This is a genomic window from Bacillus sp. CIS52 (assembly GCF_053545315.1).
Genome location: NZ_JBIUFR010000001.1, coordinates 1,802,767 through 1,823,171, shown reverse-complemented (window position 1 = coordinate 1,823,171; position 20,405 = coordinate 1,802,767). Strand labels below are relative to the sequence as shown.

Sequence of the window (20,405 nt, the reverse complement as noted above, 5' to 3'; positions counted from 1 at the left end):
TTTTCCTTAGCGTTTCTTTCTTCAGCTTCAGTGCTGCGCATTAATGCGGTCCACGACATTAGCGATGAGCTGCTCTTTGCCTAAGTCGGAATCTTCGTCAACGCTTGCTACTGTCAAAATGATCGCCGCTACCGCAAGAGCGATCGTCTCAATGGCGGCTGCCGCGTTTAAAAACACCCAAACTGCCGTTGCGCATTGGCCGATGGCCGTTGATTTTCCTTTGTCCATGCTTTTTTTGTCAAATTCTTCTTTCAGCACTTTCGCCATAATCTGCGAACCTTGATCAATGACGCTGTTCACTTTCTCATAATCGCCGCTGTAGACCGCGGCTTTTAACTTTTTAAAATAATCCGGCGATGACTTTTTAATATCAGCGATCACCTGATCGGAAACTTGCTTTAATTCATCCTGATTAATCTTTTTGACAGCTTTGGTATCCCATACCTCGGGAAGAAGCTTTGCGACCTCACCTTGTCCAAAAAAGATGCCGGAAAAAATGTCTTCACCCGAATAAGAGACGGCTGGCTTCGTTTTCGCTGTGGCATGCGGGCCGACTAATGCGACCATTAAAACAAACACCAGCAGCATGGCGGCAGCTGACCTTTTACTTTTAACCATATAATTTCCTCCTTTTCCTTTTATTGAGAAAATTGTATCTGATAAAATAGGGATTGTAATGGTTCAAAGCTACTGTTTTCTCTGCCGGCACCAAAAACAGGACCAAAATACCAGACACTGTAATGGAAAATGAGGTAAGCCCAAGCATGACAGCAAAAATTTCATGCATAAAAATGGATATAAACAAGATCAGGCGCCAATATTTTTTCGGAGCGAACAAAGCGCAGAACATAATGGTTTGCACAATGAGCGTGCCCCAAGTCGGGATGATGACAAGCTTTGACTGCAAGATAAAGTCAAACAGACTGTGAAGCGCATCCGGCAGCCCCAGCATCGGATCGTTCAAATAGTAATAAACGGCGGTGCCGTTCTGCCACTCTTCTTCCATCAGTTTGGCAATGACGGAGTTAAAGTACAGCATCGCGACCTGTATTCTGATGATTGTCAGTGTCGCCCAGCATAAGGAACGGTAATAAGGCTCAAGCGGCCTTTTCTCAAAAGACGCTTCGTACGGAGACCAGTGCCACTTCCGCGGATCAGTTAATGTCAAGGGGAGCAGCAGCAGCGTAAAGACGGCAGCCACCTGATCTCCCCCATCAAGGGTAACGGCGGAGTTTTGGAAGCTGTATGAAATCCACCAGTGAAAAAAACCTGTTAGGCGGGGCCGCCAGCCAATGACAACCAGAATTAAAATACAGATACAAACGGCTTTGACGACCTCAATGTAACGGAATTCGGGAAACAGCAAGAACAGGCTGAACGTATCGGAAAAGCTGAGCATTTGATTTTGCGTTTTAAAGAAGACAGACGCCGGATTGAACAGCAATGTCAGAAGCGTGCCGAGCGCGATTAAACTTCTGGCAAGCCCGTACACATTTGTCCAAGGCGGATTCTTCATCATCCATAAGGTGAGCTGCTTTTTTGCATCCTGAATCAATTGACATCCACTCCGATGTATTTTTTGATGGTTCGTTTCGTTTCAGTATGGCTGCTCCATGCCCATGGGGTAATGCGTTCATATGTAATGATCATTTTTCCTTTCAGCCTTGGGGAGGGAGACTCATTTTTCACCTTCAAAAATGTGGTATCCTTAAAGTCCTGGCCGGCCGTGAAGTCGTTCCACTTTTCTTTGGAAGGCAGCTTTTCCAGCATAAGGCCGAGCTCTATCCCTTGCGTCCGTCCGTAGCGGTTTAAGCCGATCACGTTTTTCAGAGAATTATTCGGCCATCTGAGCTCCTCCCCGGCATCAAGAAGATAGATGTTCAGGCTGTCTTCTCTCGGATCTTTACTGAAAAACCCCCAGCTTTGCGGATAAATCATAGAAACGGTTTTGGATTGATGTTTGGTTAATTGGATGGCGGAGCTTGGCAGTGCCGCGATAACGGTTAAAAACAAAACGATGATCCAGGCGGCCATGATAAAAAGAAAGAATGAAAACATGCCGGTTTGCTTCTTGTCAGTCAATCGAAACCCTCCTATTGTTTGGAAATTTCATTGACATGATTATACACCATTCAACAGGTAAAATATTGATAAATTAGATTTTTCGGACTAATATACTATTATATGTAAAAAAGGAGTGTTCATATGTTTTTGATGAATGATAAGGTGCTGTGGGGAGCGGTGGCTCTCGCCTTTATTCTTTCGATTGTGTTTTATCCGTTGCTTCCTGCTGATATGGCCATTCACTATGACGTGTCGAACCGTCCGAATACATCAATCAATAAAACGGCCGGCGTCCTGATTTTTCCTGTGCTCATGATTATCTGCATGTTATTCAGAAAAAAGGTCGTCCAGCTATTCCTCGTCGTTTACTGTCTGCTGATCGTGCATATTGCAGTGATGTGGCTGGCACTGTAAACATAAAGAAAACCGGAGCCCTTAAGCTCCGGTTTTTCTTATTTATAAAATACTTTCTCAATGTTGTATTTTGACTGAAGGGTATTGATCGCGTACGTTTCGTAAATCTCCCTTTCCATCGGATCATTGACGACACATACTTCAATTTTATACACTTCGTCCCTGTGATGTTTAACAGGCGACACATTGTCTTCAAAATGCTTTTTGATTCTTTGTCTTAATTTACGGGCTTTCCCGACAAACAGCAGCTCATCATGAATGTTATAAAACATAAAGATGCCGCCTTTGTCTCTTGGAATTCGGTGAAAATCAATGAAACCGTAAATCGCTTTAATCGCCGGTTCATTTTCCGACTGTGACTGCTGCCGTTCCGTAATCGTTACATCAGGAGCAGGAAGGTTTATTTTTATCAAAATGGGTCACGTCCTCTTATTCATTAAAGCTCCATCCTATCATAAGAATGCGCCAAAAGCTATTTTTTATTCAAGCGCCCCGGCCGGATCATAAAGGCTCAAATCAATTTCTGTCTGCTGACCGAGCGCGAGTTTCGCCAGTTCAGCCCCCAGATACGGCCCGCTCGTCAGCCCTGAGGCGCCCAGCCCGTTGGCAACGAGAAGTCCGCTGATATTCGGCAGTCTGCCGATGACGGGAAGAAAACCGGGAGTAAACGGCCTGAAACCGACTCTTGTCTCTATCACAGTACTGTCTGAAAGCCCCGGCGCCACAGTTAATGCTTTGTCAAAAATCTCGCGGAGACCGCCGGCCGTCACCCGCAAATCCATGCCGGTATCGTTTTCATGAGTCGCGCCCGCTACAATCCGGCCGTTTGCAAACGCGAGAATGTATTGATCATTTGGAGGCATGACGACCGGCCAGCCGCCCGTATCCTCATCCTGAAGTTCTAAATGAACGATCTGCGCCTTTTGGTACGATACTGAAAAGCGGATGCCGAGCGGCTCAAGCAGCTCTCTCGCCCAAGCGCCGGCCGTTACGAGAACCTGATCGGCCAAAAGCCTGCGTTCTGCGGTTTTCACACCGATGACGGCACCGTCCTCTGTCAATATTGACGCCTCTTCCTTGTAAACAGCAGCGCCGTGCTTAACGGCAGCGTTTAACAGCGCCTTACGAAGCGCCCTGCCGTTCACCCGGGCCGCACCGCTGATATGAACCGCTCCGTATTCCTCCGACAGCGCAGGAAACAATGCCTTCGTTTCTGCCGGAGTCAGTCTTGTAATGACACCGATTTCAGGAGCGTCCTCTCTTCTTTTATAAGCTCTTTCCTCCATTTGGCTGAGCTTTTTTTCATCCGTATGGAGACTGACGGCACCGACCTTTTGATAACCGGTGTCCGTTTCTCCGTCGGCTTCAAGCTGCTGTATCAATTGGTTATAATAACGGGCTCCGCCTTTTGCGATCGCATACCATGCCTGGTTGCGGCGCTGTGACAGCCACGGGCAGACAATTCCAGCCGCAGCGTCAGTCGCCTGCCCCTTATGTTTCCGGTCAATGACCGTTACATCCGCACCGGCCTTTGCGAGATGATAAGCCGCTGACGCACCGAGAATGCCGGCTCCGATAATGATATAAGACTTCATGTGTAACACCTTTTCTATCTGTTTTGTCTTATTTATTTTAACAAATGGAGCGCCCGGTTCCTACCGGAGTCCTGACGGCAATGATGAGTTTCGAAAACGGAAACGTATAATAAAAGGAATAAGTTCTTGTCTGGAAGCCGTTTTCCTCAAGAAGCTTTCTATATTGAGACGTATTTTTTATATCTGATACAGCCAATGTGCCGCCAGGTTTCAGCACTCGCGCCATTTCCGCTATCTCCCGTTCCCTCTCTTTTCTGCCTGAAATGTTGTGTACGACAAAATGTGAAATGACAAGATCAAATGTTTTATAAGGATCGCAAGTAAGATAAACCCAAAAGCCCATAGGGTGTATCAATTCCGTATCGTGTTGTCGTACCGTCAAACCCTTTCAATATTTATCCAACCAGTGTACCATATTATTTTAGCAAAAGCCGAAAGGAGAGAGGACAATATGAAACGCGGCATTACCTTTGACATCCCAAATCAATTCGGACGGTTTGCGGCAGATATATTAAAACCGTTCCCCATCTCTTCCTATACGTGGTTTATCGGTGATGGAGAGGCGTATACTGAGTTCAAAAAAGACACCGGTACAGACCTGTTTCCGCAAAATCAGCGCATCATTGAGGGTCAAGAACTCCGTCAGCGTCTGGAAGGAAACCCTTATTATATGATTTTTGCTGAATTGAAAGCTTTCCCGAGCGGGAGGGTAACGGAAATCAATACGTACGAGGAGTATGTGGAGAGTTCCTGTGAACTTGTGCTTCTCATCGCGGATTGCTCGTATGTAACGTTATATTGCAAAGATCCGGACATGCTCGAAGCTCTTTTTCAGCAGGCTGTACAATGCGGGTTTCACCGCGTTGACTATGTTACAGATGAGAATGATGCGAGAACGGGATTGTCTGTCTGATGAAGATGCGTTCTTTTTATGAAGCGCCGGATAGGGCTTATGATTCAAAATATTGACAAATCCGTGTGTTTTCAACAAAAAAACAACCCCCTCATGTATACTGAGTGCGTAACTTACATATGAAAGGGGTATGACCATGAAAATCAGGTTGAAGAAAAAAGCAGGTTTTTGGAAGAAGACGGCGGTTTCATCTCTTATTTTTACCATGTTTTTTACCCTGATGATGAGCAGTACGGTTTTTGCGGCCGGGCTGAATAAGGATCAGAAGCGACGGGCGGAACAGCTGACCAGCATCTTTGAAAACGGCAAGACGGAAATCCAATACGGCTATGTTGAAGCGTTGGATGACGGAAGAGGTTACACCTGCGGCCGGGCTGGCTTTACAACGGCTACCGGAGATGCGCTGGAAGTAGTCGAAGTATACACGAAAGCGGTGCCGAATAACAAATTGAAAAAGTATTTACCTGAATTACGGCGTCTTGCAAAGGACGAAAGTGATGACATCAGCAATCTGAAAGGATTCGCTTCTGCCTGGCGCTCACTTGGCAATGATAAGGCCTTCCGCGCTGCCCAGGATAAGGTAAATGACAGCTTGTATTATCAGCCGGCGATGAAACGTTCAGAGCAAGCCGGACTGAAAACGGCATTGGCAAAAGCGGTGATGTACGATACGGTGATTCAGCATGGCGACGGCGATGATCCAGACTCCTTCTATGCCCTGATTAAACGTACGAACAAAAAAATGGGCGGGTCACCGAAAGACGGAACGGACGAGAAGAAATGGTTAAATAAATTTTTGGATGTGCGCTATGACGATCTGATGAATCCGTCAGATGAAGATACCCAAGATGAATGGAGAGAATCGGTTGCCCGTGTCGACGTTTTCCGCGATATTGTCAAAGAGAAGAACTACAATTTAAACGGGCCGATTCATGTCCGGTCAAGCGAATACGGAAATTTCACTATTCAATAAAACAAAAAAAACCCCGCCGCATGGCGGGGTTTTACTATTAACCGATGGAGCCTTCCATTTCGAACTTGATCAAACGGTTCATTTCAACTGCGTATTCCATCGGAAGTTCTTTTGTGAACGGCTCGATGAAGCCCATAACGATCATTTCTGTTGCTTCTTCTTCAGAAATACCGCGGCTCATCAAGTAGAAAAGCTGTTCTTCAGAAACTTTTGATACTTTCGCTTCGTGCTCCAATGAAATGTTGTCGTTCAGAATTTCATTGTAAGGGATTGTATCAGAAGTTGATTTGTTATCCATAATGAGCGTATCGCACTCGATGTTAGAACGGGCGCCGTCCGCTTTCCGTCCGAAGTGGACGATTCCGCGGTACGTTACTTTTCCGCCTTGCTTTGAAATCGATTTTGATACGATTGTGGATGACGTATTCGGTGCAAGGTGAATCATTTTCGCACCTGCGTCCTGATGCTGTCCTTTGCCCGCAAGAGCGATAGAAAGCGTCATGCCGCGCGCGCCTTCACCTTTCAGAATGACAGCCGGATATTTCATCGTCAATTTAGAACCGATGTTTCCGTCAACCCATTCCATTGTTGCGTTTTCTTCACAAACCGTACGTTTCGTTACAAGGTTGTAAACGTTGTTCGCCCAGTTTTGGATTGTTGTATAACGGCAGTAGCCGCCTTTTTTGACGATGATTTCAACAACCGCGCTGTGAAGTGAGTTTGTCGTGTACACAGGAGCCGTACAGCCCTCTACGTAATGAACGCTTGCTTCTTCGTCAACGATGATCAGCGTGCGTTCGAATTGGCCCATGTTCTCAGAGTTGATACGGAAGTACGCTTGAAGCGGTGTTTCAACCTTCACGCCTTTAGGCACGTAGATGAAAGATCCGCCGGACCATACAGCTGAGTTCAGCGCCGCAAACTTGTTATCAGTCGGCGGAATGACTTTCGCCCAGTGCTCGCGGAAAATGTCTTCATTTTCTTTCAGCGCGCTGTCTGTGTCTTTGAAGACGATGCCTTGCGCTTCAAGGTCTTCTTTCATGTTGTGGTACACAACCTCAGATTCGTACTGTGCAGAAACACCGGCAAGGTATTTTTGCTCAGCTTCAGGAATACCGAGTTTGTCGAATGTCTGTTTAATTTCCTCAGGCACTTCATCCCAAGAACGCTCTGAACGCTCAGACGGTTTTACGTAGTACGTAATTTCGTCAAAGTTTAAAGAGTTTAAATCCCCGCCCCACTGCGGCATCGGCATGTTGTAGAAATGCTCAAGAGATTTCAGGCGGAAATCAAGCATCCATTGAGGCTCTTCTTTCATGCGTGAAATTTCTTCTACGATTTCTTTTGTCAATCCGCGCTCTGAACGGAAAATGGAAACGTCCTTATCGTGAAAACCGTACTTGTATTCACCAATTTCAGGCATTTTTTTAGCCATCCATTTTCACTCCAATCTTTTAATTGCCGCCTTTTTCGCCAGCGACTCCTTTTTCAAGTGCTTTCCATGAAAGGGTGGCACATTTAATCCGGGCCGGGAATTTCGAAACGCCTTGAAGGGCTTCTATATCCCCGAGATCTATTGAGTCGTCATACTCTTTCCCTTGCATCATATCTGAGAAAATCTTAGACATGGAAAGGGCGGTATCAATATCTTTTCCTTTAATCGCCTGCGTCATCATGGAAGCTGAAGCCATGGAGATGGAGCAGCCTTCCCCTTCAAACTTCGCTTCCTGAACGGTATCGCCGTCAAGCTTCATTGTCAGTCTGATCCGGTCGCCGCAAGTCGGGTTGTTCATATCGACGACGATGCTGTCATCCAAAACCCCTTTGTTGCGCGGATTTTTGTAATGATCCATGATCACTTGTCTGTATAATGTATCTAAATTTGCATTAAAAGACATTTGTAAAGTACTCCTTTGTCTTTTGGAGAGCTTCCGCGAGCTTATCGATCTCTTCCTCTGTATTATACAGATAAAAACTCGCTCTCGCAGTAGCAGATACATCCAGCCATTTCATGAGCGGCTGGGCGCAGTGATGGCCGGCTCTGACCGCAATGCCCTCAGCATCAAGGACAGTCGCGACATCATGAGGGTGAACCTCATCAAGGTTAAATGTCACAAGGCCCGCCCGCTCTTTCGGTCCGTATACCGTCACGCCGTCGAGCTGTTCGAAACGGTCAAGCGCATAGGCCGCAAGCTTATGCTCATGCCGGGAAATCTCGTCGAGTCCGACCTCTTCAAGAAAATCAATCGCGGCTCCCAATCCGATCGCGCCTGCAATAATCGGCGTGCCTGCTTCAAACTTCCACGGAAGCTCTTTCCAAGTTGATTCATAAAGCCCTACAAAGTCGATCATCTCGCCGCCAAATTCGGCCGGCTCCATATTCTCAAGCAGTTCTTTCTTGCCGTACAGCACGCCGATTCCCGTCGGGCCGCACATTTTATGGGAAGAAAGCGCGAAGAAGTCGCAATCCAGATCCTGAACGTCGATTTTCATGTGCGGTGTGCTCTGCGCGCCGTCCACCACGATGACCGCGCCATTATCATGAGCGATTTTGGCGATTTCTTTAATCGGGTTGATCGTACCGAGCACGTTTGACACATGAGCGACCGCCACGATCTTCGTATGGCTTGTGACCGTCTGCCGGACGTCTTCCAGCGAAAGCGTGCCGTCTTCCTGCATCGGGATATACTTTAAAGTCGCGCCGGTTGCTTTTACAGCCTGCTGCCACGGGATGATATTCGCATGATGCTCCATTTGGGTGATGACCACTTCATCACCGGGTTTTAAGCTGGCGCGGGCATAGCTCAACGCCACCATATTCAGTGAAGTTGTCGTGCCTTTTGTGAAAATGACCTCAGCCATTGACTTCGCATTGATAAACTTACGGACTTTTTCACGCGCTCCTTCATAGCCGTCTGTCGCTCTTGTGCCAAGAGTATGAACGCCTCTGTGAACATTGGAGTTGTATTTGTTGTAATACTGATCCACTGCTTCAATGACTGACCGCGGCTTCTGAGAAGTCGCCGCGCTGTCAAGGTACACGAGGTCATGTCCGTTCACTTGCTGATGAAGGATCGGGAACTGTTCACGAATATCAGTGATATTCATTATTTTACTTTCCTTTCGATGACGGAGACGAGCTGTTTCTTAACTCCTTCAATCGGAAGTTCTTTTACCACCGGAGCAAGGAATCCGTAAATGACTAAGCGTTCTGCTTCTTCTTTCGCAATTCCGCGGCTCATCAGGTAGTAAAGCTGAATAGGGTCCACACGGCCGACAGATGCCGCATGTCCTGCAGTTACATCGTCTTCATCAATTAAAAGAATCGGGTTTGCGTCGCCTCGCGCTTTTTCACTCAGCATCAGGACGCGGGATTCCTGTTCAGCGTTTGCTTTAGACGCGCCGTGCTCAATTTTGCCGATGCCGTTAAAGATGGAAGATGCGGCATCTTTCATGACTCCGTGCTTCAGGATATAGCCTTCGGAAGCTTTACCGAAGTGGATGATCTGCGTCGTAAAGTTTTCCGTCTGTTCTCCTCTTCCGACAACCACGGTTTTCGTATCGCCGTATGTGCCGTCTCCGTAGAGGTTTGTCGTGTTTTCAGAAATCGTGTCGCCGTCGTTCATCAGACCGAGCGCCCACTCGATTTTGCTGTCGCGTCCGCGCGCGGCTCCGCGGCGGTTGACGTATGTTGTGACGCCTGCTGACAAGTTGTCAACGGCACCGTACGTCACGCTGGCATTATCACCTGTGATTACTTCACTGATAATGTTGAATACAGCTTCTTTCGGATTCACTGTGCTGATATAGTTCTCAACGTAAGTGACGGAGCTGTGGTCTTCAGCGACGATCAGCACGTGGTTGAACAATGCCGTGTCATTGCTTTCATGAACGTAAACGGCCTGAACAGGCGTCTCCACCTGAACGTTTTTAGGAACATAAAGGAATGCCCCGCCGTTCATTAATGCCGCATGAAGCGCAGTCAGTTTATGCTCGTTGACCTTTACGCCGTCTTTCATGAAGTATTTCTCAACGAGGTCGCTGTGCTCACGGGCAGCCGTTAAGATGTCCGTGAAAATAACGCCTTTATCTTTCAGCTCTTTAGAGAGAGACAGGAATGCAGGCGTTTGGTCACGCTGCACATATAACGTTTTGTCTTCATTTTCAATATCGATCAGCGCTTTTGCTTCATCAGCTAAATCTTCCAAAGAAGCAAGCGGCGCGTTTTCTACTGTATGCTTGTTGAACTTTGTAAAGTTCCAATTTGTGATTTTTGTTTTATCAGGCTTAGGCAGCGGCAGATCTTCAGCTTTTTCAAGAGCCTGTAAGCGCAGGTTTTTCAGCCAGGCAGGTTCTTGATGCTTTTCGGAAAAGCCTTTGACATATTCCTGATCTACGGATAGTTTCGTTTCCAATGTCATGTTAATCCCCCTAACGCTTACGCTTCTTGGCCTACAGTTTCGTCTTCAATGCCGAGTTCTTGTTTAATCCAGTCATAACCTTCCGCTTCAAGGCGCTGTGCAAGCTCCGCACCGCCTGATTTCACTACGCGTCCCTGCATCATAACGTGAACGACATCCGGCGTGATGTAGTTCAGAAGGCGCTGATAGTGAGTGATCATTAAGCAGCCGAAGTTTTCGCTGCGCATTTTGTTGATTCCTTTAGAAACAACTTTAAGCGCATCGATATCAAGACCTGAATCGATCTCGTCAAGAATGGCGATTTTCGGCTCGATCATCATAAGCTGAAGGATTTCGTTACGTTTTTTCTCTCCGCCTGAGAAACCTTCGTTCAGGTAACGCTGCGCCATTTCAGGGTCCATTTCAAGGAACTCCATGTTTTCGTCCATTTTGCGGATGAATTTCATAAGAGAAATTTCATCGCCTTCTTCGCGGCGTGCGTTAATCGCAGAGCGAAGGAAGTCGGCATTCGTCACACCGCTGATTTCACTTGGGTACTGCATCGCAAGGAAAAGACCCGCCTGAGCGCGCTCGTCCACTTCCATTTCCAGTACATCCTTGCCGTCAAGCGTGATGCTGCCTTTAGTGACTTCGTATTTCGGATGTCCCATAATCGCTGCAGAAAGCGTTGATTTACCGGTACCGTTCGGCCCCATGACAGCGTGGAATTCGCCGCCTTTTATTTCAAGGTTTACACCTTTTAAGATCTCTTTTCCTTCGATTTCAACGTGAAGATCCTTGATCGTTAATGTTGAAGCAGCCATATCTATACCTCCAAAAATATATAATCATTATTCTCAATTTATTCTCATTCTAATTTTATAACAAATGAAAAGTAAATACAACTTTTTATATTACCCGGAACATTCCTAAAGTTTATCAAAGAACCGGACGTAGTTAAAGCTGTTTGAAACAGAAAAAGGGCGGAATTCCACCCTTTTTTACTGACCGATTTTCTCATTAAACTGCGCTGCGAGGAACTTGCTTTTTTGGTACTCAAGCTCCCTCTGCCGTTCGACTTCCATCCTTTTTGAAAGACGCCGTCCGTATTCCTCGTAGCCGATGCCGTGTGATTTCTGCATCGCTTTTTCCATTTCAGGCGTATAGTCAAGGTCCAGTCTCTCGTGGCTGGTGCAGATAATGAATCAATCCCTTCATCTATTTGCTTCTATTGTAACAATGATCCTCTGCTCCGGCCAAAGGGAGTGTGCCCCTGAATCCTTTCGAATGTGCCGGTAACCGGCGCTGGCTTTATCTGAAAAACGGTATTCATACGATTGCTCTTTCTAATGCGTCGTATGTCCGAATTCCTGAATACACTGCTGCACGAGGGTTACTCCCTGACTGAGAGCCGCGCCTCCCCCGAATGCCGCCGCAACGCTGATGACCTCAAGGATGTTTTCCTCTGTCGCGCCCTGATCAAGACAGCCTTTCGTGTGATAAATCATGCAAAATTCATCTTGAGCGCTGATGCTGATGCCCAGAGCGATTAATTGTTTCTCTTTTTCAGTTAATGAATCCGCTGAAAAACACTGTTCAGTAAATTCATTAAACTTCCGCCCCATCATCGGCATTTTTTGCTCGAATATGCCTAAACCTTCTTTATATTGTTTCAATGCGTCATGCACGCTGTTTCCGTTATCCTGGTATTGAGCCACTGCCATTCCCTCCAATCGTTAACCTTCCTTTTTATTATGGACAGTTCTCCGATTAATACCCGAAAAAAACCCCGGATGATCCATCCGGGGTTTTTGCTTTATTCAGATACAGGAAGCACGGCTCCGTCGTATTTTTTCTCAATAAAGTCTTTGATTTTCTTAGAGTGAAGCACTTCCATAAGCGCTTTGATTTTCGCTGATTTTTCATCACCTTTGCGTACGGCGATGATGTTTGCGTACGGGTTGTTTTTCGTTGATTCTACTTGAATCGCATCTTTTAACGGATTCAGTTTGTTTTGAATCGCATAGTTGACGTTAATGAAGACTGCATCGCCTTCTTCTTCATTATATGCTTTCGCCGTTAATTCAGGGGCGATTTTTTTGAATGTCAGGTCTTTCGGGTTTTTCGTAATGTTTTTCGTAGTGGCGTCAATTGTTTTTACCTTCGGATCAAGAGTAATCAATCCGGCTTTTTCAAGCATCGCCAGCATCCGGCCTTGTTCAGCGACGTTGTTTGTCATGATGATGGTCGCGCCTTTAGGCAGGTCTTTCAGTGATTTGTATTTTTTCGTATAAATACCGAACGGCTCAAGGTGAACGGCTCCGGCATTCACGAGTTTGTAATCTTTATTTTCTTTCATTTCCTGTTCAAGGTAAGGAACGTGCTGGAAGTAGTTCGCATCCACTTCTTTATCAGCTAGCGCTTTGTTGTACATTTTGTAATCGTTCAGCACTTTTACTTTTAATGTGTAGCCTTTTTCCTTCAGGAGCGGCTCCGCTTCTTTTAAGATTTCAGCGTGCGGCGTCTTTGTCGCAGCGACGACGATTTCCTTTTTATTTGATCCGTTTGATCCGCAGGCGGCCAAAACTCCCGCGAACACAAGCAGCAGCGCACTTAGTACAATCTTTTTCAATGTAAATCCTCCCTTATCTTTTGTCTATTATATTTGTAATCACATCACCGATGATTTGAATGATAAAGACGATGATGAGTATAAATACAGTTGCTACAAACGTTACATCCGTATTATTGGACTGGTACCCCTCTACATATGCAAGGTTTCCGAGTCCGCCTGAACCGATGGCGCCGGCAATGGCGGTAGATCCGATCAGGGCGATGGCTGTAACGGTGATGCCCGAAATTAACGCAGGCATTGATTCAGGAATCAGCACTTTGAAGATAATCGTCGATGTCTTTGCTCCCATTGATCTGGCAGCTTCGATGACTCCTTTATTGACTTCCCGCAGCGCGATTTCAACAAGCCGGGCATAAAACGGCGCGGAGCCGATAATCAGCGCCGGCAATGCCGCGTTCGGCCCTAAAATTGACCTGACCAAAAACTTAGTAAAACCGAGAAGCAGAATAATTAAAATAAGAAACGGAATAGACCTGAAAATATTAACGACCGCCGCAATCACAGTGTTAATGATTTTATTTTCCCATAAGCTTCCCTTGCCCGTTAAAAAGAGCAGAAGACCGAGAATCGCTCCGATGACAAACGAAAAGGCTAAGGCGATGACCGTCATATAAAGGGTCTCGTATGTGGCCGTCCACAGCTCGGTTAAATCAACGTTCGGGAACCATTTTTCAAACATTTGTGATCACCTCTGCTTCTACCTGTTTGTCTTTGATGAACCGGATCACGTTTTCTACTTCTTTTTCCTGACCGTCAATATGGATGAATAAAGAACCGTAGGCTCCGTCCTTCGTCTGTGAGATTTTCCCCTGCAGAATATTGACGTCCACATCAAAGTTTCGAATCATCTCCGTAATGAGGGGCTGCTCGGCGGCCTGCCCGACAAATGAAAGCTGAATCGTTTTTCCTGTCGCGGTTTCCTGCAGAAAATGCTGGATGGTTTCTTTCGTCTCCTCCGGTTCTGTCACCTGCTGAACGAAACGCTTGGTCATCGGTTCGCGCGGGTTTCTGAAGACTTGGAGCACTTCGCCTTCTTCAACGACTTTCCCGTTTTCCATAACGGCGACTCTGTTGCAGATTTTTCGGATGACGTGCATTTCATGGGTAATGAGCACGATCGTCAGACCGAGTCTGTCATTTATATCGGATAAAAGATCCAAAATTGAATCGGTCGTCTGCGGGTCGAGCGCTGATGTCGCTTCATCGCACAGAAGGACTTTCGGATTATTGGCGAGCGCCCGGGCGATGCCGACACGCTGCTTTTGACCGCCGCTCAGCTGTGACGGATAAGACTTTTCTTTCCCCTCTAATCCGACCAGTTTAATCAGCTCATCGGCGCGGCGGACCCGTTCGCTTTTTTTCACGCCTGCGATTTCCAGCGGAAACATAATGTTCTCCCGGACGGTGCGCGACCACAAAAGGTTAAAATGCTGGAAAATCATGCTGATTTCCTGGCGCGCTTTTCTCAGTCCGCGGCTGCTTACTTTATTTAATTCCGTCCCCGCAACTTCCACGATGCCTGACGTCGGCTTTTCAAGGCCGTTCAAAAGACGGATTAAGGAACTTTTACCAGCTCCGCTATATCCTATAATTCCAAATATTTCGCCCTTTTTGATATCAAGAGTGACATCTTGGACAGCATTGACATCCCCATGCTTCGCTTTGTAAATTTTTGAAACATTTTGAAGATGGATCAAAGCAATCACCTGCCTTACACTATTCTAAGAAATCTTCCGGTTTTCTACGCAAAAGAAAAGCCTTTCTGCAAAAATGAGCAGAAAGGCTTATTGAAAAAGGCCTTTCTCTCATCTTTCAAAGCAGACCGCTTTGAGTGAATTGGCACCATTTCAACATCGTTGATGGTTGCCGGGCTTCATAGGGCACTTCCCTCCACCTCTCTTGATAAGAGAAAACATATCGTATTTTCGTCCGGAAATTCTTACTGTAGAATAGCACGGCGAATGATAAAAAGTCAATAAAATAAATAATGGAAGCTATTGTCACATAGTAGATTGGCAGTTTACGGCCGTTTGCTGATCGTCTGAAAAAATCCGTTTGTCAGCCAGAGGATGGCCTCCAGCTTCAGCAGGGCTCGGAATGATCCTTTCACTTTGAGTTTTCCGCTTTGGATGAGCTTCTGCAAAGAGACATCACCGTGCAGGAGATGGATGATTTCCGTCTGGTTTCCGTAAAAGGTCAAATTAGATTTTTCCTTTGAAACCGCCGTTTTTCTCATTTCTCCCTGTCCGTTAATTGAGACCGTTAAGGCTTCTTTTTCTCCCTGGAATGTAATCAGCAGCGTTGAGGCGTTTAATAGCGGTTTCAAAAACAGATGCTGTCCGTCATTCTCCAAAACTTCTATTTTCTCCACTCGTATAACCTCCCGTTTTAATGGCCATACATACACTTTCTCTTTTTAACGGACAGAACCCTTTATAAACCGCACGACATTTTCCTGTAAAAATTGTCACATCGGGAACGTTTGCGATGTTTTTTGTTTAATCAGCTCATATAAATAGGAAACGGAGCGGAAGGCGTATCCTTTCTCAACAAGCTCTCCGCCTTTAAACAGCAAAAAGCACGGAACGCTCTCAATCTGATAGGCTTTGGCGAATGCGGGGGAATAATTCACGTTGTTTTTATAGAAGGCGGTGCCGGGCAGCATTTCTTCGACGACAGAAAGCATCTTGGACGCCAACTGGCATGTGCCGCAAAACGGGGTGTACAAATACAGGAGATAGATGTCATCCTGAATCAATTCGAGTTCATTTTCTTGGAGTTCTTTCATTTTGATTATCACCTCAGGTCGTTCTTTTTCAAAAATACAGGGTCTGCATCAAGGCCGGCTCTGATCAGCACGGATGCGAGATGATGGCCCGGGCACGACTCGACTTGCCTGTATGTTCTGTCTATATAGATATGGCGCGCTTCGGGAAGCTCCCGTTTCAGCTGTTTTCTTAATTTTTCTCCGGATTCATCCGCGTCCGTTAATATAAACACGTCTCTGTCAAACAGGCGGTCCGCCAAATCTTCCAGTTCGGTTTGGCCGATCGTCCCGTTTGTGCAGACGATTTCCGCGGGTTCGATGAGCACTTCTCTGACTTTGATTTTATCCGATTTTCCTTCTACGATGATCACCTTTTCATCTCCGTTGAACATAAGCGCATCACCTGCCGATTGTTTTAGCGTCAGATTAAAAAAGAAGGCAGTGAAATTCACCGCCAACTGTTAACACCAGCCGTTCTCATAATCGCAATCCACATATTTCGGATCACTGCCGTTTATGACATCGGCTGTTTTATAAAATTTTTGATTCTCAAATGAAAAGCCCTGTTTGAGCTCGTACTGGTTCATGCCTGTCATCTCGCCGATGGCTTCATTTTCATGAAACAAGGAAAACCGGCCGTTTTGAAAGCGGCCCGTGACGTTCTCCGTCACATCGACCTTTTGTTTATCAAAAGCCATATTAGACACCTCCCGTTACAGATAGAATGTCCAAATGGCCCTTTGGCTATCCGATCAGTCTTCCTGTGTCATTTCGTCATATTGCTCGGAAGTCATGAGGTTTTCGATTTCTTCAGCATCAGCCGGTTCCACGACGATCATCCACGCTTTTTCATACGGAGACTCGTTTACGAATTCAGGGCTGTCATCAAGGTCTTCGTTCACTTCCGTCACCGTTCCGTTAATCGGTGCGTACAATTCGGATACGGTTTTGACAGATTCTACGCTGCCGAATGGCTCGTCCGCTTTAATTTCAGCGCCGACTTCCGGAAGCTCGACAAATACGATATCGCCAAGTTCGGCTTGCGCAAAATGTGTAATCCCGATACGGGCTTTTCCGTCCTCAACTTTGACCCATTCGTGCTCTTTGGAATAACGCATATCTTTCGGTGTGCTCATCTAAATCCCTCCAATTTTTTCTTATAATAAGAAGATACCATAATTCTTTGAACGCGGCATTACATCCAATATTTTTCGAATTGGTCTTCTTTGAAGCCGACAGTGACTTTTTCGCCGTCTGTCGTAATCGGGCGTTTCAGGAGCATACCGTCAGATGACAGAAGGTCAAGCTGTTCATCCTCTGACATGTGATACAGTTTTTCCTTTAGGTTCAGCTCGCGGTATTTCATGCCGCTCGTGTTGAAAAACTTTCTCAGCTCAAGTCCGCTCTTTTCATAGAGGTCTTTAATTTCTTCTTTCGACGGAGTTTCCTCCACAATATGTATTTCGTTTATTTCCTTACCGCGGTCTTCCAGCCATTTTTTCGCATTACGGCACGTTCCGCATTTAGGGTACCAGTAAAAATTCAACGACATCTTCTTCACCCCTTGTAAATGATCGTCGTTATTTTAACACAATCACTTGTAAAAACCTATAACGTTGCTTCATGAAAAAGCGCTCCGGATGAAGGAGCGCTTACAGCATGTGATCAGACGATATATTTTTCTTCACGGAAGACAGCGGCCGCTGCTTCACGTTTTTTCTGAATCAGATTTTTCGGTGTCAGGCGCGTCAGTTTGCGCAGCACGGAAAGCATCATGCGGAGGGAATCTCCTTCCTCCATGGCGATCAGTGATTCTTTGGCATGCGCTTCAATATTCTGAAGGGCTTCCTGGGCAAAGATTTCCGTATATAACAGCTTTTGCGCGGCTTTTTCGGCACCGTCCGCCGCAATCGCTTTTTCCGTTCTGAGGACGGCAGATTCCAAAGCGTACACCGCGCTGACGATATCAGCGATGTTTACCATGATTTCCTGCTCGCCTTCGATCTCTTTCCCGTATTTCTGCGCCGCGAGCCCCGCTGTCAAGAGGGCAATCTTTTTCGCCTGTCTGACAATGTATTTTTCCTGTTCAAGAGGCTCTGAGCCCGGCTCTTCAGGCATCAGCATCATGAGCTCTTCCTGGAGCGCCTTCGCTTTTTCAAAGAGCGGAAGCTGCCCTTTTACGGCTTTTTTCAGGAACGTGCTCGTTACGATCAGGCGGTTGATTTCATTTGTGCCTTCAAAAATTCTGTTGATTCGCGAGTCACGGTAGGCGCGCTCCACTTCATATTCCTGCATAAACCCGTAACCGCCGTGAATTTGAACGCCTTCGTCGGCAATGTAATCAAGCGTTTCAGATCCGCACATTTTGTTGAGCGAGCATTCAATGGCGTACTCGGCGATCGACTTTGCGACTTCGCGTCCGTCTTTTTGCGCTTCTTCCGTCAGCCTGCTCATATTATCTTCGAATAAGCCCACTGTCCTGTATACAGAGCTCTCCATGGCGTAAAGCCGTGCCGACATTGTCGCAAGCTTTTCCTGAGTGAGCGTGAAGCTTGAAATCGGTGTTTTAAATTGCCGGCGCTGGTTTGCGTAAGCGGCAGACAGCTCAATCACCCGTTTAGAAGCGCCGATTGTGCCGACGGCAAGCTTGTAGCGTCCGATATTCAGGATATTAAAGGCGATGACATGGCCTTTTCCGATTTCGCCGAGAAGGTTCTCTTTCGGCACTTCCGCCTGATCTAAAATCAGCGTTCTCGTCGATGAACCTTTAATCCCCATTTTTTTCTCTTCAGGGCCCGTTGACACGCCCGGATAATTTTTCTCTACGATAAATGCGGAAAACTTATCTCCGTCCACTTTTGCGTAGACGACAAAGACATCTGCAAAGGCGGAGTTAGTAATCCATTGCTTTTCTCCGTTTAGAATATAATGTGTGCCCGCTTCATTCAAAACAGCCGTCGTTTTCGCGCCGAGGGCATCTGAACCTGAACCGGGCTCAGTTAAGGCGTATGCCGCGATTCTTTGTCCTGAAGCCAAGTCCGGCAAATATGTTTTTTTCTGTTCTTCAGTTCCGAAGAACACGATCGGCAATGAGCCGATACCGACGTGAGCGCCGTAAGATAGCGAAAAGCTGCCGGCACGTGAAAATTTTTCCGTAATGAAGGCTGAACTGATTTTATCCAAGCCGATGCCGCCGTACTCTTCTGGCACATCTGCTCCGAGGAGGCCTAAGTCTCCGGCTTTTCTGAGCAGTCTGACTGAATGCTCAAACTGATGGTTTTCAATTTCATCAATATAAGGAAGCACATCGTTTACGACATAGTCTTCTGTCGTTTTGCCGATCATTTTATGTTCGTCTGTAAAGTCCTCCGGAGTGAATATTTGATCATATCCCGTCTCCTCAATCAGAAAGCTGCCGCCTTTTTTGACGTTGACCGTTTCCTGTTTCATGTTTGTTTCCCCCTTTGTTTAAATGAGCTCAAATACGCCGGCAGCGCCCATGCCGCCTCCGATGCACATCGTCACCACGCCGAATTGCTCGTTTCTCCGTTTCATTTCATGAATGAGTGACAAGGTCAGTTTCGTCCCCGTGCAGCCGAGCGGATGTCCGAGCGCGATGGCACCCCCATTGACGTTCACCTTTTCTTCATCTATTCCCAGCGATCTGATGACTTGAATGGCCTGTGAAGCAAAGGCCTCATTCAATTCAAATAGCCCGATATCCTGTAATTCGAGTCCGGCAAGCTTGAGCGCCCGCGGAATGGCTTCAATCGGACCGATCCCCATGACCTCAGGGGGAACGCCGCCTACGGCAAAGGAACGGAATTTGACTAGCGGCGCCAACCCGAGCGACGAAGCTTTTTCGCGATCCATCAGCATGACAGCCGCGGCGCCGTCACTCGTTTGTGAAGAGTTCCCGGCCGTCACGGTTCCCGTTTTAGAAAAAGCCGGACGGAGCTTTGCCAATACGTCAGCCGATGTGCCGGGGCGCACGCCTTCATCTTGAGAAAAGGTAAATTGTTTTTTCCGCGGCTTATGATCATCCCCGACTTCTGTCAGCGTTACTTCAACCGGCACGATTTCATCATTAAATTTCCCTTCTTTAAGGGCTTTCGCGGCATTCTGATGGCTGCGGACGGCAAACGCATCCTGGTCTTCTCTGGATACGCCGTACGTTTCGGCGACCTGCTCCGCTGTGTGCCCCATGCTCATGTAATACTCAGGCGCATGCTCCGCCAAAGCGATATTCGGGCGGGTCACATGTCCCATCATCGGAACTTGCGACATGGATTCCGCACCGCCGGCGATGACGGTGTCGCCCGCGCCGAGCATAATTTTTTCCGCACCGTAAGCGATGGATTGGAGTCCGGAAGAGCAGTAGCGGTTCACCGTAATGGCCGGCACCGTATGAGGAAGCCCCGCCAGCGCACCGATATTCCGCGCCATATTTAATCCTTGTTCGGCTTCTGGTGTTGCACATCCGATAATTAAGTCATCGATGTTTCCTTCATATCCGCCTGCCCGTTTCAGCGTTTCTTTCACACAAAGCGCGCCTAAATCATCAGGACGAACGGCTGCAAGCGACCCTTTTTTCGCTTTACCGACCGGAGTTCTCGCACCGGCCACAATGACTGCTTCTCTCAT

General features: G+C 46.9%; 25 protein-coding genes, 2 pseudogenes and 1 riboswitch. Of the genes and pseudogenes, 3 read left to right on the top strand and 24 right to left on the bottom strand.

Features of this window, described 5'->3' with window-relative positions; translation table 11 throughout:
• Positions 1–27 precede the first annotated feature (27 nt).
• The 3 genes and pseudogenes from ACH32G_RS08910 to ACH32G_RS08900 form a co-directional block, all read right to left on the bottom strand.
• Positions 28–618, bottom strand: coding sequence for a sporulation delaying protein family toxin (locus ACH32G_RS08910; RefSeq protein WP_064778650.1), 591 nt, complete (start codon positions 616–618; stop codon positions 28–30).
• A gap of 84 nt (positions 619–702) precedes the next feature.
• Positions 703–1,519, bottom strand: a pseudogene (locus ACH32G_RS08905) (sporulation-delaying protein SdpB family protein); the annotation flags it as partial.
• A 32-nt stretch (positions 1,520–1,551) separates the two neighbouring features.
• Positions 1,552–2,082: an SdpA family antimicrobial peptide system protein gene (locus ACH32G_RS08900; RefSeq protein ID WP_016938020.1), complete on the bottom strand. Its 531-nt coding sequence runs from the start codon at positions 2,080–2,082 to the stop codon at positions 1,552–1,554.
• A gap of 123 nt (positions 2,083–2,205) precedes the next feature.
• Here ACH32G_RS08900 and ACH32G_RS08895 point away from each other — a divergent pair, with 123 nt between their 5' ends.
• Positions 2,206–2,478: a DUF1648 domain-containing protein gene (locus ACH32G_RS08895; protein WP_016938019.1), complete on the top strand. Its 273-nt coding sequence runs from the start codon at positions 2,206–2,208 to the stop codon at positions 2,476–2,478.
• Between the two features lie 38 nt (positions 2,479–2,516).
• Here the strand turns inward: ACH32G_RS08895 and ACH32G_RS08890 are convergent, their stop codons facing one another.
• From ACH32G_RS08890 to ACH32G_RS08880, 3 genes and pseudogenes are all read right to left on the bottom strand, one after another.
• Positions 2,517–2,891, bottom strand: a complete 375-nt coding sequence (locus ACH32G_RS08890; RefSeq protein ID WP_016938018.1) for a nucleotide excision repair endonuclease — start codon at positions 2,889–2,891, stop codon at positions 2,517–2,519.
• A 66-nt stretch (positions 2,892–2,957) separates the two neighbouring features.
• Positions 2,958–4,073, bottom strand: a complete 1,116-nt coding sequence (locus tag ACH32G_RS08885) for an NAD(P)/FAD-dependent oxidoreductase (RefSeq protein WP_448814224.1) — start codon at positions 4,071–4,073, stop codon at positions 2,958–2,960.
• 37 nt (positions 4,074–4,110) lie between these two features.
• Positions 4,111–4,386: pseudogene (locus tag ACH32G_RS08880) on the bottom strand (class I SAM-dependent methyltransferase); the annotation flags it as partial.
• A 138-nt stretch (positions 4,387–4,524) separates the two neighbouring features.
• On the opposite strand from ACH32G_RS08880, the gene ACH32G_RS08875 reads away from it, so the two are divergent.
• Together ACH32G_RS08875 and csn are read left to right on the top strand one after the other, a co-directional pair.
• Entirely contained in the window at positions 4,525–4,986 is a 462-nt protein-coding gene (locus ACH32G_RS08875) for a DUF2691 family protein (RefSeq protein ID WP_448814223.1), read from the top strand.
• A gap of 136 nt (positions 4,987–5,122) precedes the next feature.
• Entirely contained in the window at positions 5,123–5,959 is an 837-nt protein-coding gene (gene csn / locus ACH32G_RS08870) for a chitosanase (protein ID WP_095241371.1), read from the top strand.
• Positions 5,960–5,996: 37 nt separating this feature from the next.
• Here csn and sufB read toward each other — a convergent pair whose 3' ends face one another.
• The 18 genes from sufB to ACH32G_RS08780 form a co-directional block, all read right to left on the bottom strand.
• Positions 5,997–7,394: a Fe-S cluster assembly protein SufB gene (gene sufB / locus ACH32G_RS08865; RefSeq protein WP_003151878.1), complete on the bottom strand. Its 1,398-nt coding sequence runs from the start codon at positions 7,392–7,394 to the stop codon at positions 5,997–5,999.
• Positions 7,395–7,413: 19 nt separating this feature from the next.
• Entirely contained in the window at positions 7,414–7,857 is a 444-nt protein-coding gene (sufU, locus tag ACH32G_RS08860) for a Fe-S cluster assembly sulfur transfer protein SufU (RefSeq protein ID WP_003151877.1), read from the bottom strand.
• Entirely contained in the window at positions 7,847–9,067 is a 1,221-nt protein-coding gene (sufS, locus tag ACH32G_RS08855; RefSeq protein WP_047477634.1) for a cysteine desulfurase SufS, read from the bottom strand. Before sufS ends, sufU begins: the two co-directional genes overlap by 11 nt.
• Positions 9,067–10,380 carry a Fe-S cluster assembly protein SufD gene (gene sufD / locus ACH32G_RS08850; RefSeq protein WP_448814222.1) on the bottom strand — a complete coding sequence of 438 codons (1,314 nt, stop codon included), beginning with the start codon at positions 10,378–10,380 and terminating at the stop codon, positions 9,067–9,069. The genes sufS and sufD overlap by 1 nt, the downstream gene beginning before the upstream one ends.
• Before the next feature lie 17 nt (positions 10,381–10,397).
• The gene (gene sufC, locus ACH32G_RS08845; protein ID WP_003151872.1) at positions 10,398–11,183 is read right to left on the bottom strand and encodes a Fe-S cluster assembly ATPase SufC; all 786 of its coding nucleotides are present in this window, start codon (positions 11,181–11,183) and stop codon (positions 10,398–10,400) included.
• Positions 11,184–11,360: 177 nt separating this feature from the next.
• Positions 11,361–11,513, bottom strand: coding sequence for a hypothetical protein (locus ACH32G_RS08840; protein ID WP_016938011.1), 153 nt, complete (start codon positions 11,511–11,513; stop codon positions 11,361–11,363).
• 192 nt (positions 11,514–11,705) lie between these two features.
• A complete protein-coding gene (locus tag ACH32G_RS08835) occupies positions 11,706–12,083 on the bottom strand; it encodes a carboxymuconolactone decarboxylase family protein (protein ID WP_448814290.1) in 378 nt (125 codons plus the stop codon).
• Between the two features lie 92 nt (positions 12,084–12,175).
• On the bottom strand, positions 12,176–12,991 hold the full coding sequence (metQ, locus tag ACH32G_RS08830) for a methionine ABC transporter substrate-binding lipoprotein MetQ (protein ID WP_448814221.1): 816 nt from the start codon (positions 12,989–12,991) through the stop codon (positions 12,176–12,178).
• Between the two features lie 13 nt (positions 12,992–13,004).
• The gene (locus ACH32G_RS08825; RefSeq protein WP_047477629.1) at positions 13,005–13,673 is read right to left on the bottom strand and encodes a methionine ABC transporter permease; all 669 of its coding nucleotides are present in this window, start codon (positions 13,671–13,673) and stop codon (positions 13,005–13,007) included.
• Positions 13,666–14,691 (bottom strand): methionine ABC transporter ATP-binding protein MetN, encoded by a 1,026-nt coding sequence (gene metN, locus ACH32G_RS08820; protein WP_016938008.1) that lies wholly within the window; start codon positions 14,689–14,691, stop codon positions 13,666–13,668. Before metN ends, ACH32G_RS08825 begins: the two co-directional genes overlap by 8 nt.
• A gap of 105 nt (positions 14,692–14,796) precedes the next feature.
• Positions 14,797–14,903, bottom strand: a riboswitch (SAM riboswitch).
• A 111-nt stretch (positions 14,904–15,014) separates the two neighbouring features.
• Positions 15,015–15,365, bottom strand: coding sequence for an SCP2 sterol-binding domain-containing protein (locus ACH32G_RS08815; protein WP_016938006.1), 351 nt, complete (start codon positions 15,363–15,365; stop codon positions 15,015–15,017).
• 96 nt (positions 15,366–15,461) lie between these two features.
• Entirely contained in the window at positions 15,462–15,782 is a 321-nt protein-coding gene (locus ACH32G_RS08810) for a thioredoxin family protein (RefSeq protein WP_342007042.1), read from the bottom strand.
• Between the two features lie 8 nt (positions 15,783–15,790).
• On the bottom strand, positions 15,791–16,153 hold the full coding sequence (locus ACH32G_RS08805; RefSeq protein WP_095241367.1) for a toprim domain-containing protein: 363 nt from the start codon (positions 16,151–16,153) through the stop codon (positions 15,791–15,793).
• Between the two features lie 69 nt (positions 16,154–16,222).
• Positions 16,223–16,459, bottom strand: coding sequence for a YusG family protein (locus ACH32G_RS08800; RefSeq protein ID WP_016938003.1), 237 nt, complete (start codon positions 16,457–16,459; stop codon positions 16,223–16,225).
• A 54-nt stretch (positions 16,460–16,513) separates the two neighbouring features.
• A complete protein-coding gene (gene gcvH / locus ACH32G_RS08795) occupies positions 16,514–16,897 on the bottom strand; it encodes a glycine cleavage system protein GcvH (RefSeq protein ID WP_003151844.1) in 384 nt (127 codons plus the stop codon).
• A 59-nt stretch (positions 16,898–16,956) separates the two neighbouring features.
• Positions 16,957–17,313 (bottom strand): arsenate reductase family protein, encoded by a 357-nt coding sequence (locus ACH32G_RS08790; RefSeq protein ID WP_016938002.1) that lies wholly within the window; start codon positions 17,311–17,313, stop codon positions 16,957–16,959.
• A gap of 113 nt (positions 17,314–17,426) precedes the next feature.
• Positions 17,427–19,211, bottom strand: coding sequence for an acyl-CoA dehydrogenase family protein (locus ACH32G_RS08785; RefSeq protein WP_045926008.1), 1,785 nt, complete (start codon positions 19,209–19,211; stop codon positions 17,427–17,429).
• Positions 19,212–19,229: 18 nt separating this feature from the next.
• Positions 19,230–20,405 (bottom strand): acetyl-CoA C-acetyltransferase, encoded by a 1,176-nt coding sequence (locus tag ACH32G_RS08780; RefSeq protein WP_049627327.1) that lies wholly within the window; start codon positions 20,403–20,405, stop codon positions 19,230–19,232.

What these genes read in the sequence shown, in the direction of transcription:
- ACH32G_RS08910 (WP_064778650.1), bottom strand. Translation starts at nt 618, where the DNA reads ATGGTTAAAAGTAAAAGGTCAGCTGCCGCCATGCTGCTGGTGTTTGTT.
- ACH32G_RS08895 (WP_016938019.1), top strand. Translation starts at nt 2,206, where the DNA reads ATGTTTTTGATGAATGATAAGGTGCTGTGGGGAGCGGTGGCTCTCGCC.
- ACH32G_RS08885 (WP_448814224.1), bottom strand. Translation starts at nt 4,073, where the DNA reads ATGAAGTCTTATATCATTATCGGAGCCGGCATTCTCGGTGCGTCAGCG.
- ACH32G_RS08875 (WP_448814223.1), top strand. Translation starts at nt 4,525, where the DNA reads ATGAAACGCGGCATTACCTTTGACATCCCAAATCAATTCGGACGGTTT.
- csn (WP_095241371.1), top strand. Translation starts at nt 5,123, where the DNA reads ATGAAAATCAGGTTGAAGAAAAAAGCAGGTTTTTGGAAGAAGACGGCG.
- sufB (WP_003151878.1), bottom strand. Translation starts at nt 7,394, where the DNA reads ATGGCTAAAAAAATGCCTGAAATTGGTGAATACAAGTACGGTTTTCAC.
- sufU (WP_003151877.1), bottom strand. Translation starts at nt 7,857, where the DNA reads ATGTCTTTTAATGCAAATTTAGATACATTATACAGACAAGTGATCATG.
- sufS (WP_047477634.1), bottom strand. Translation starts at nt 9,067, where the DNA reads ATGAATATCACTGATATTCGTGAACAGTTCCCGATCCTTCATCAGCAA.
- sufD (WP_448814222.1), bottom strand. Translation starts at nt 10,380, where the DNA reads ATGACATTGGAAACGAAACTATCCGTAGATCAGGAATATGTCAAAGGC.
- sufC (WP_003151872.1), bottom strand. Translation starts at nt 11,183, where the DNA reads ATGGCTGCTTCAACATTAACGATCAAGGATCTTCACGTTGAAATCGAA.
- ACH32G_RS08840 (WP_016938011.1), bottom strand. Translation starts at nt 11,513, where the DNA reads ATGGAAAAAGCGATGCAGAAATCACACGGCATCGGCTACGAGGAATAC.
- ACH32G_RS08835 (WP_448814290.1), bottom strand. Translation starts at nt 12,083, where the DNA reads ATGGCAGTGGCTCAATACCAGGATAACGGAAACAGCGTGCATGACGCA.
- ACH32G_RS08825 (WP_047477629.1), bottom strand. Translation starts at nt 13,673, where the DNA reads ATGTTTGAAAAATGGTTCCCGAACGTTGATTTAACCGAGCTGTGGACG.
- ACH32G_RS08810 (WP_342007042.1), bottom strand. Translation starts at nt 15,782, where the DNA reads ATGAAAGAACTCCAAGAAAATGAACTCGAATTGATTCAGGATGACATC.
- ACH32G_RS08805 (WP_095241367.1), bottom strand. Translation starts at nt 16,153, where the DNA reads ATGTTCAACGGAGATGAAAAGGTGATCATCGTAGAAGGAAAATCGGAT.
- ACH32G_RS08800 (WP_016938003.1), bottom strand. Translation starts at nt 16,459, where the DNA reads ATGGCTTTTGATAAACAAAAGGTCGATGTGACGGAGAACGTCACGGGC.
- gcvH (WP_003151844.1), bottom strand. Translation starts at nt 16,897, where the DNA reads ATGAGCACACCGAAAGATATGCGTTATTCCAAAGAGCACGAATGGGTC.
- ACH32G_RS08790 (WP_016938002.1), bottom strand. Translation starts at nt 17,313, where the DNA reads ATGTCGTTGAATTTTTACTGGTACCCTAAATGCGGAACGTGCCGTAAT.
- ACH32G_RS08785 (WP_045926008.1), bottom strand. Translation starts at nt 19,211, where the DNA reads ATGAAACAGGAAACGGTCAACGTCAAAAAAGGCGGCAGCTTTCTGATT.
- ACH32G_RS08780 (WP_049627327.1), bottom strand. Translation starts at nt 20,405, where the DNA reads ATGAGAGAAGCAGTCATTGTGGCCGGTGCGAGAACTCCGGTCGGTAAA.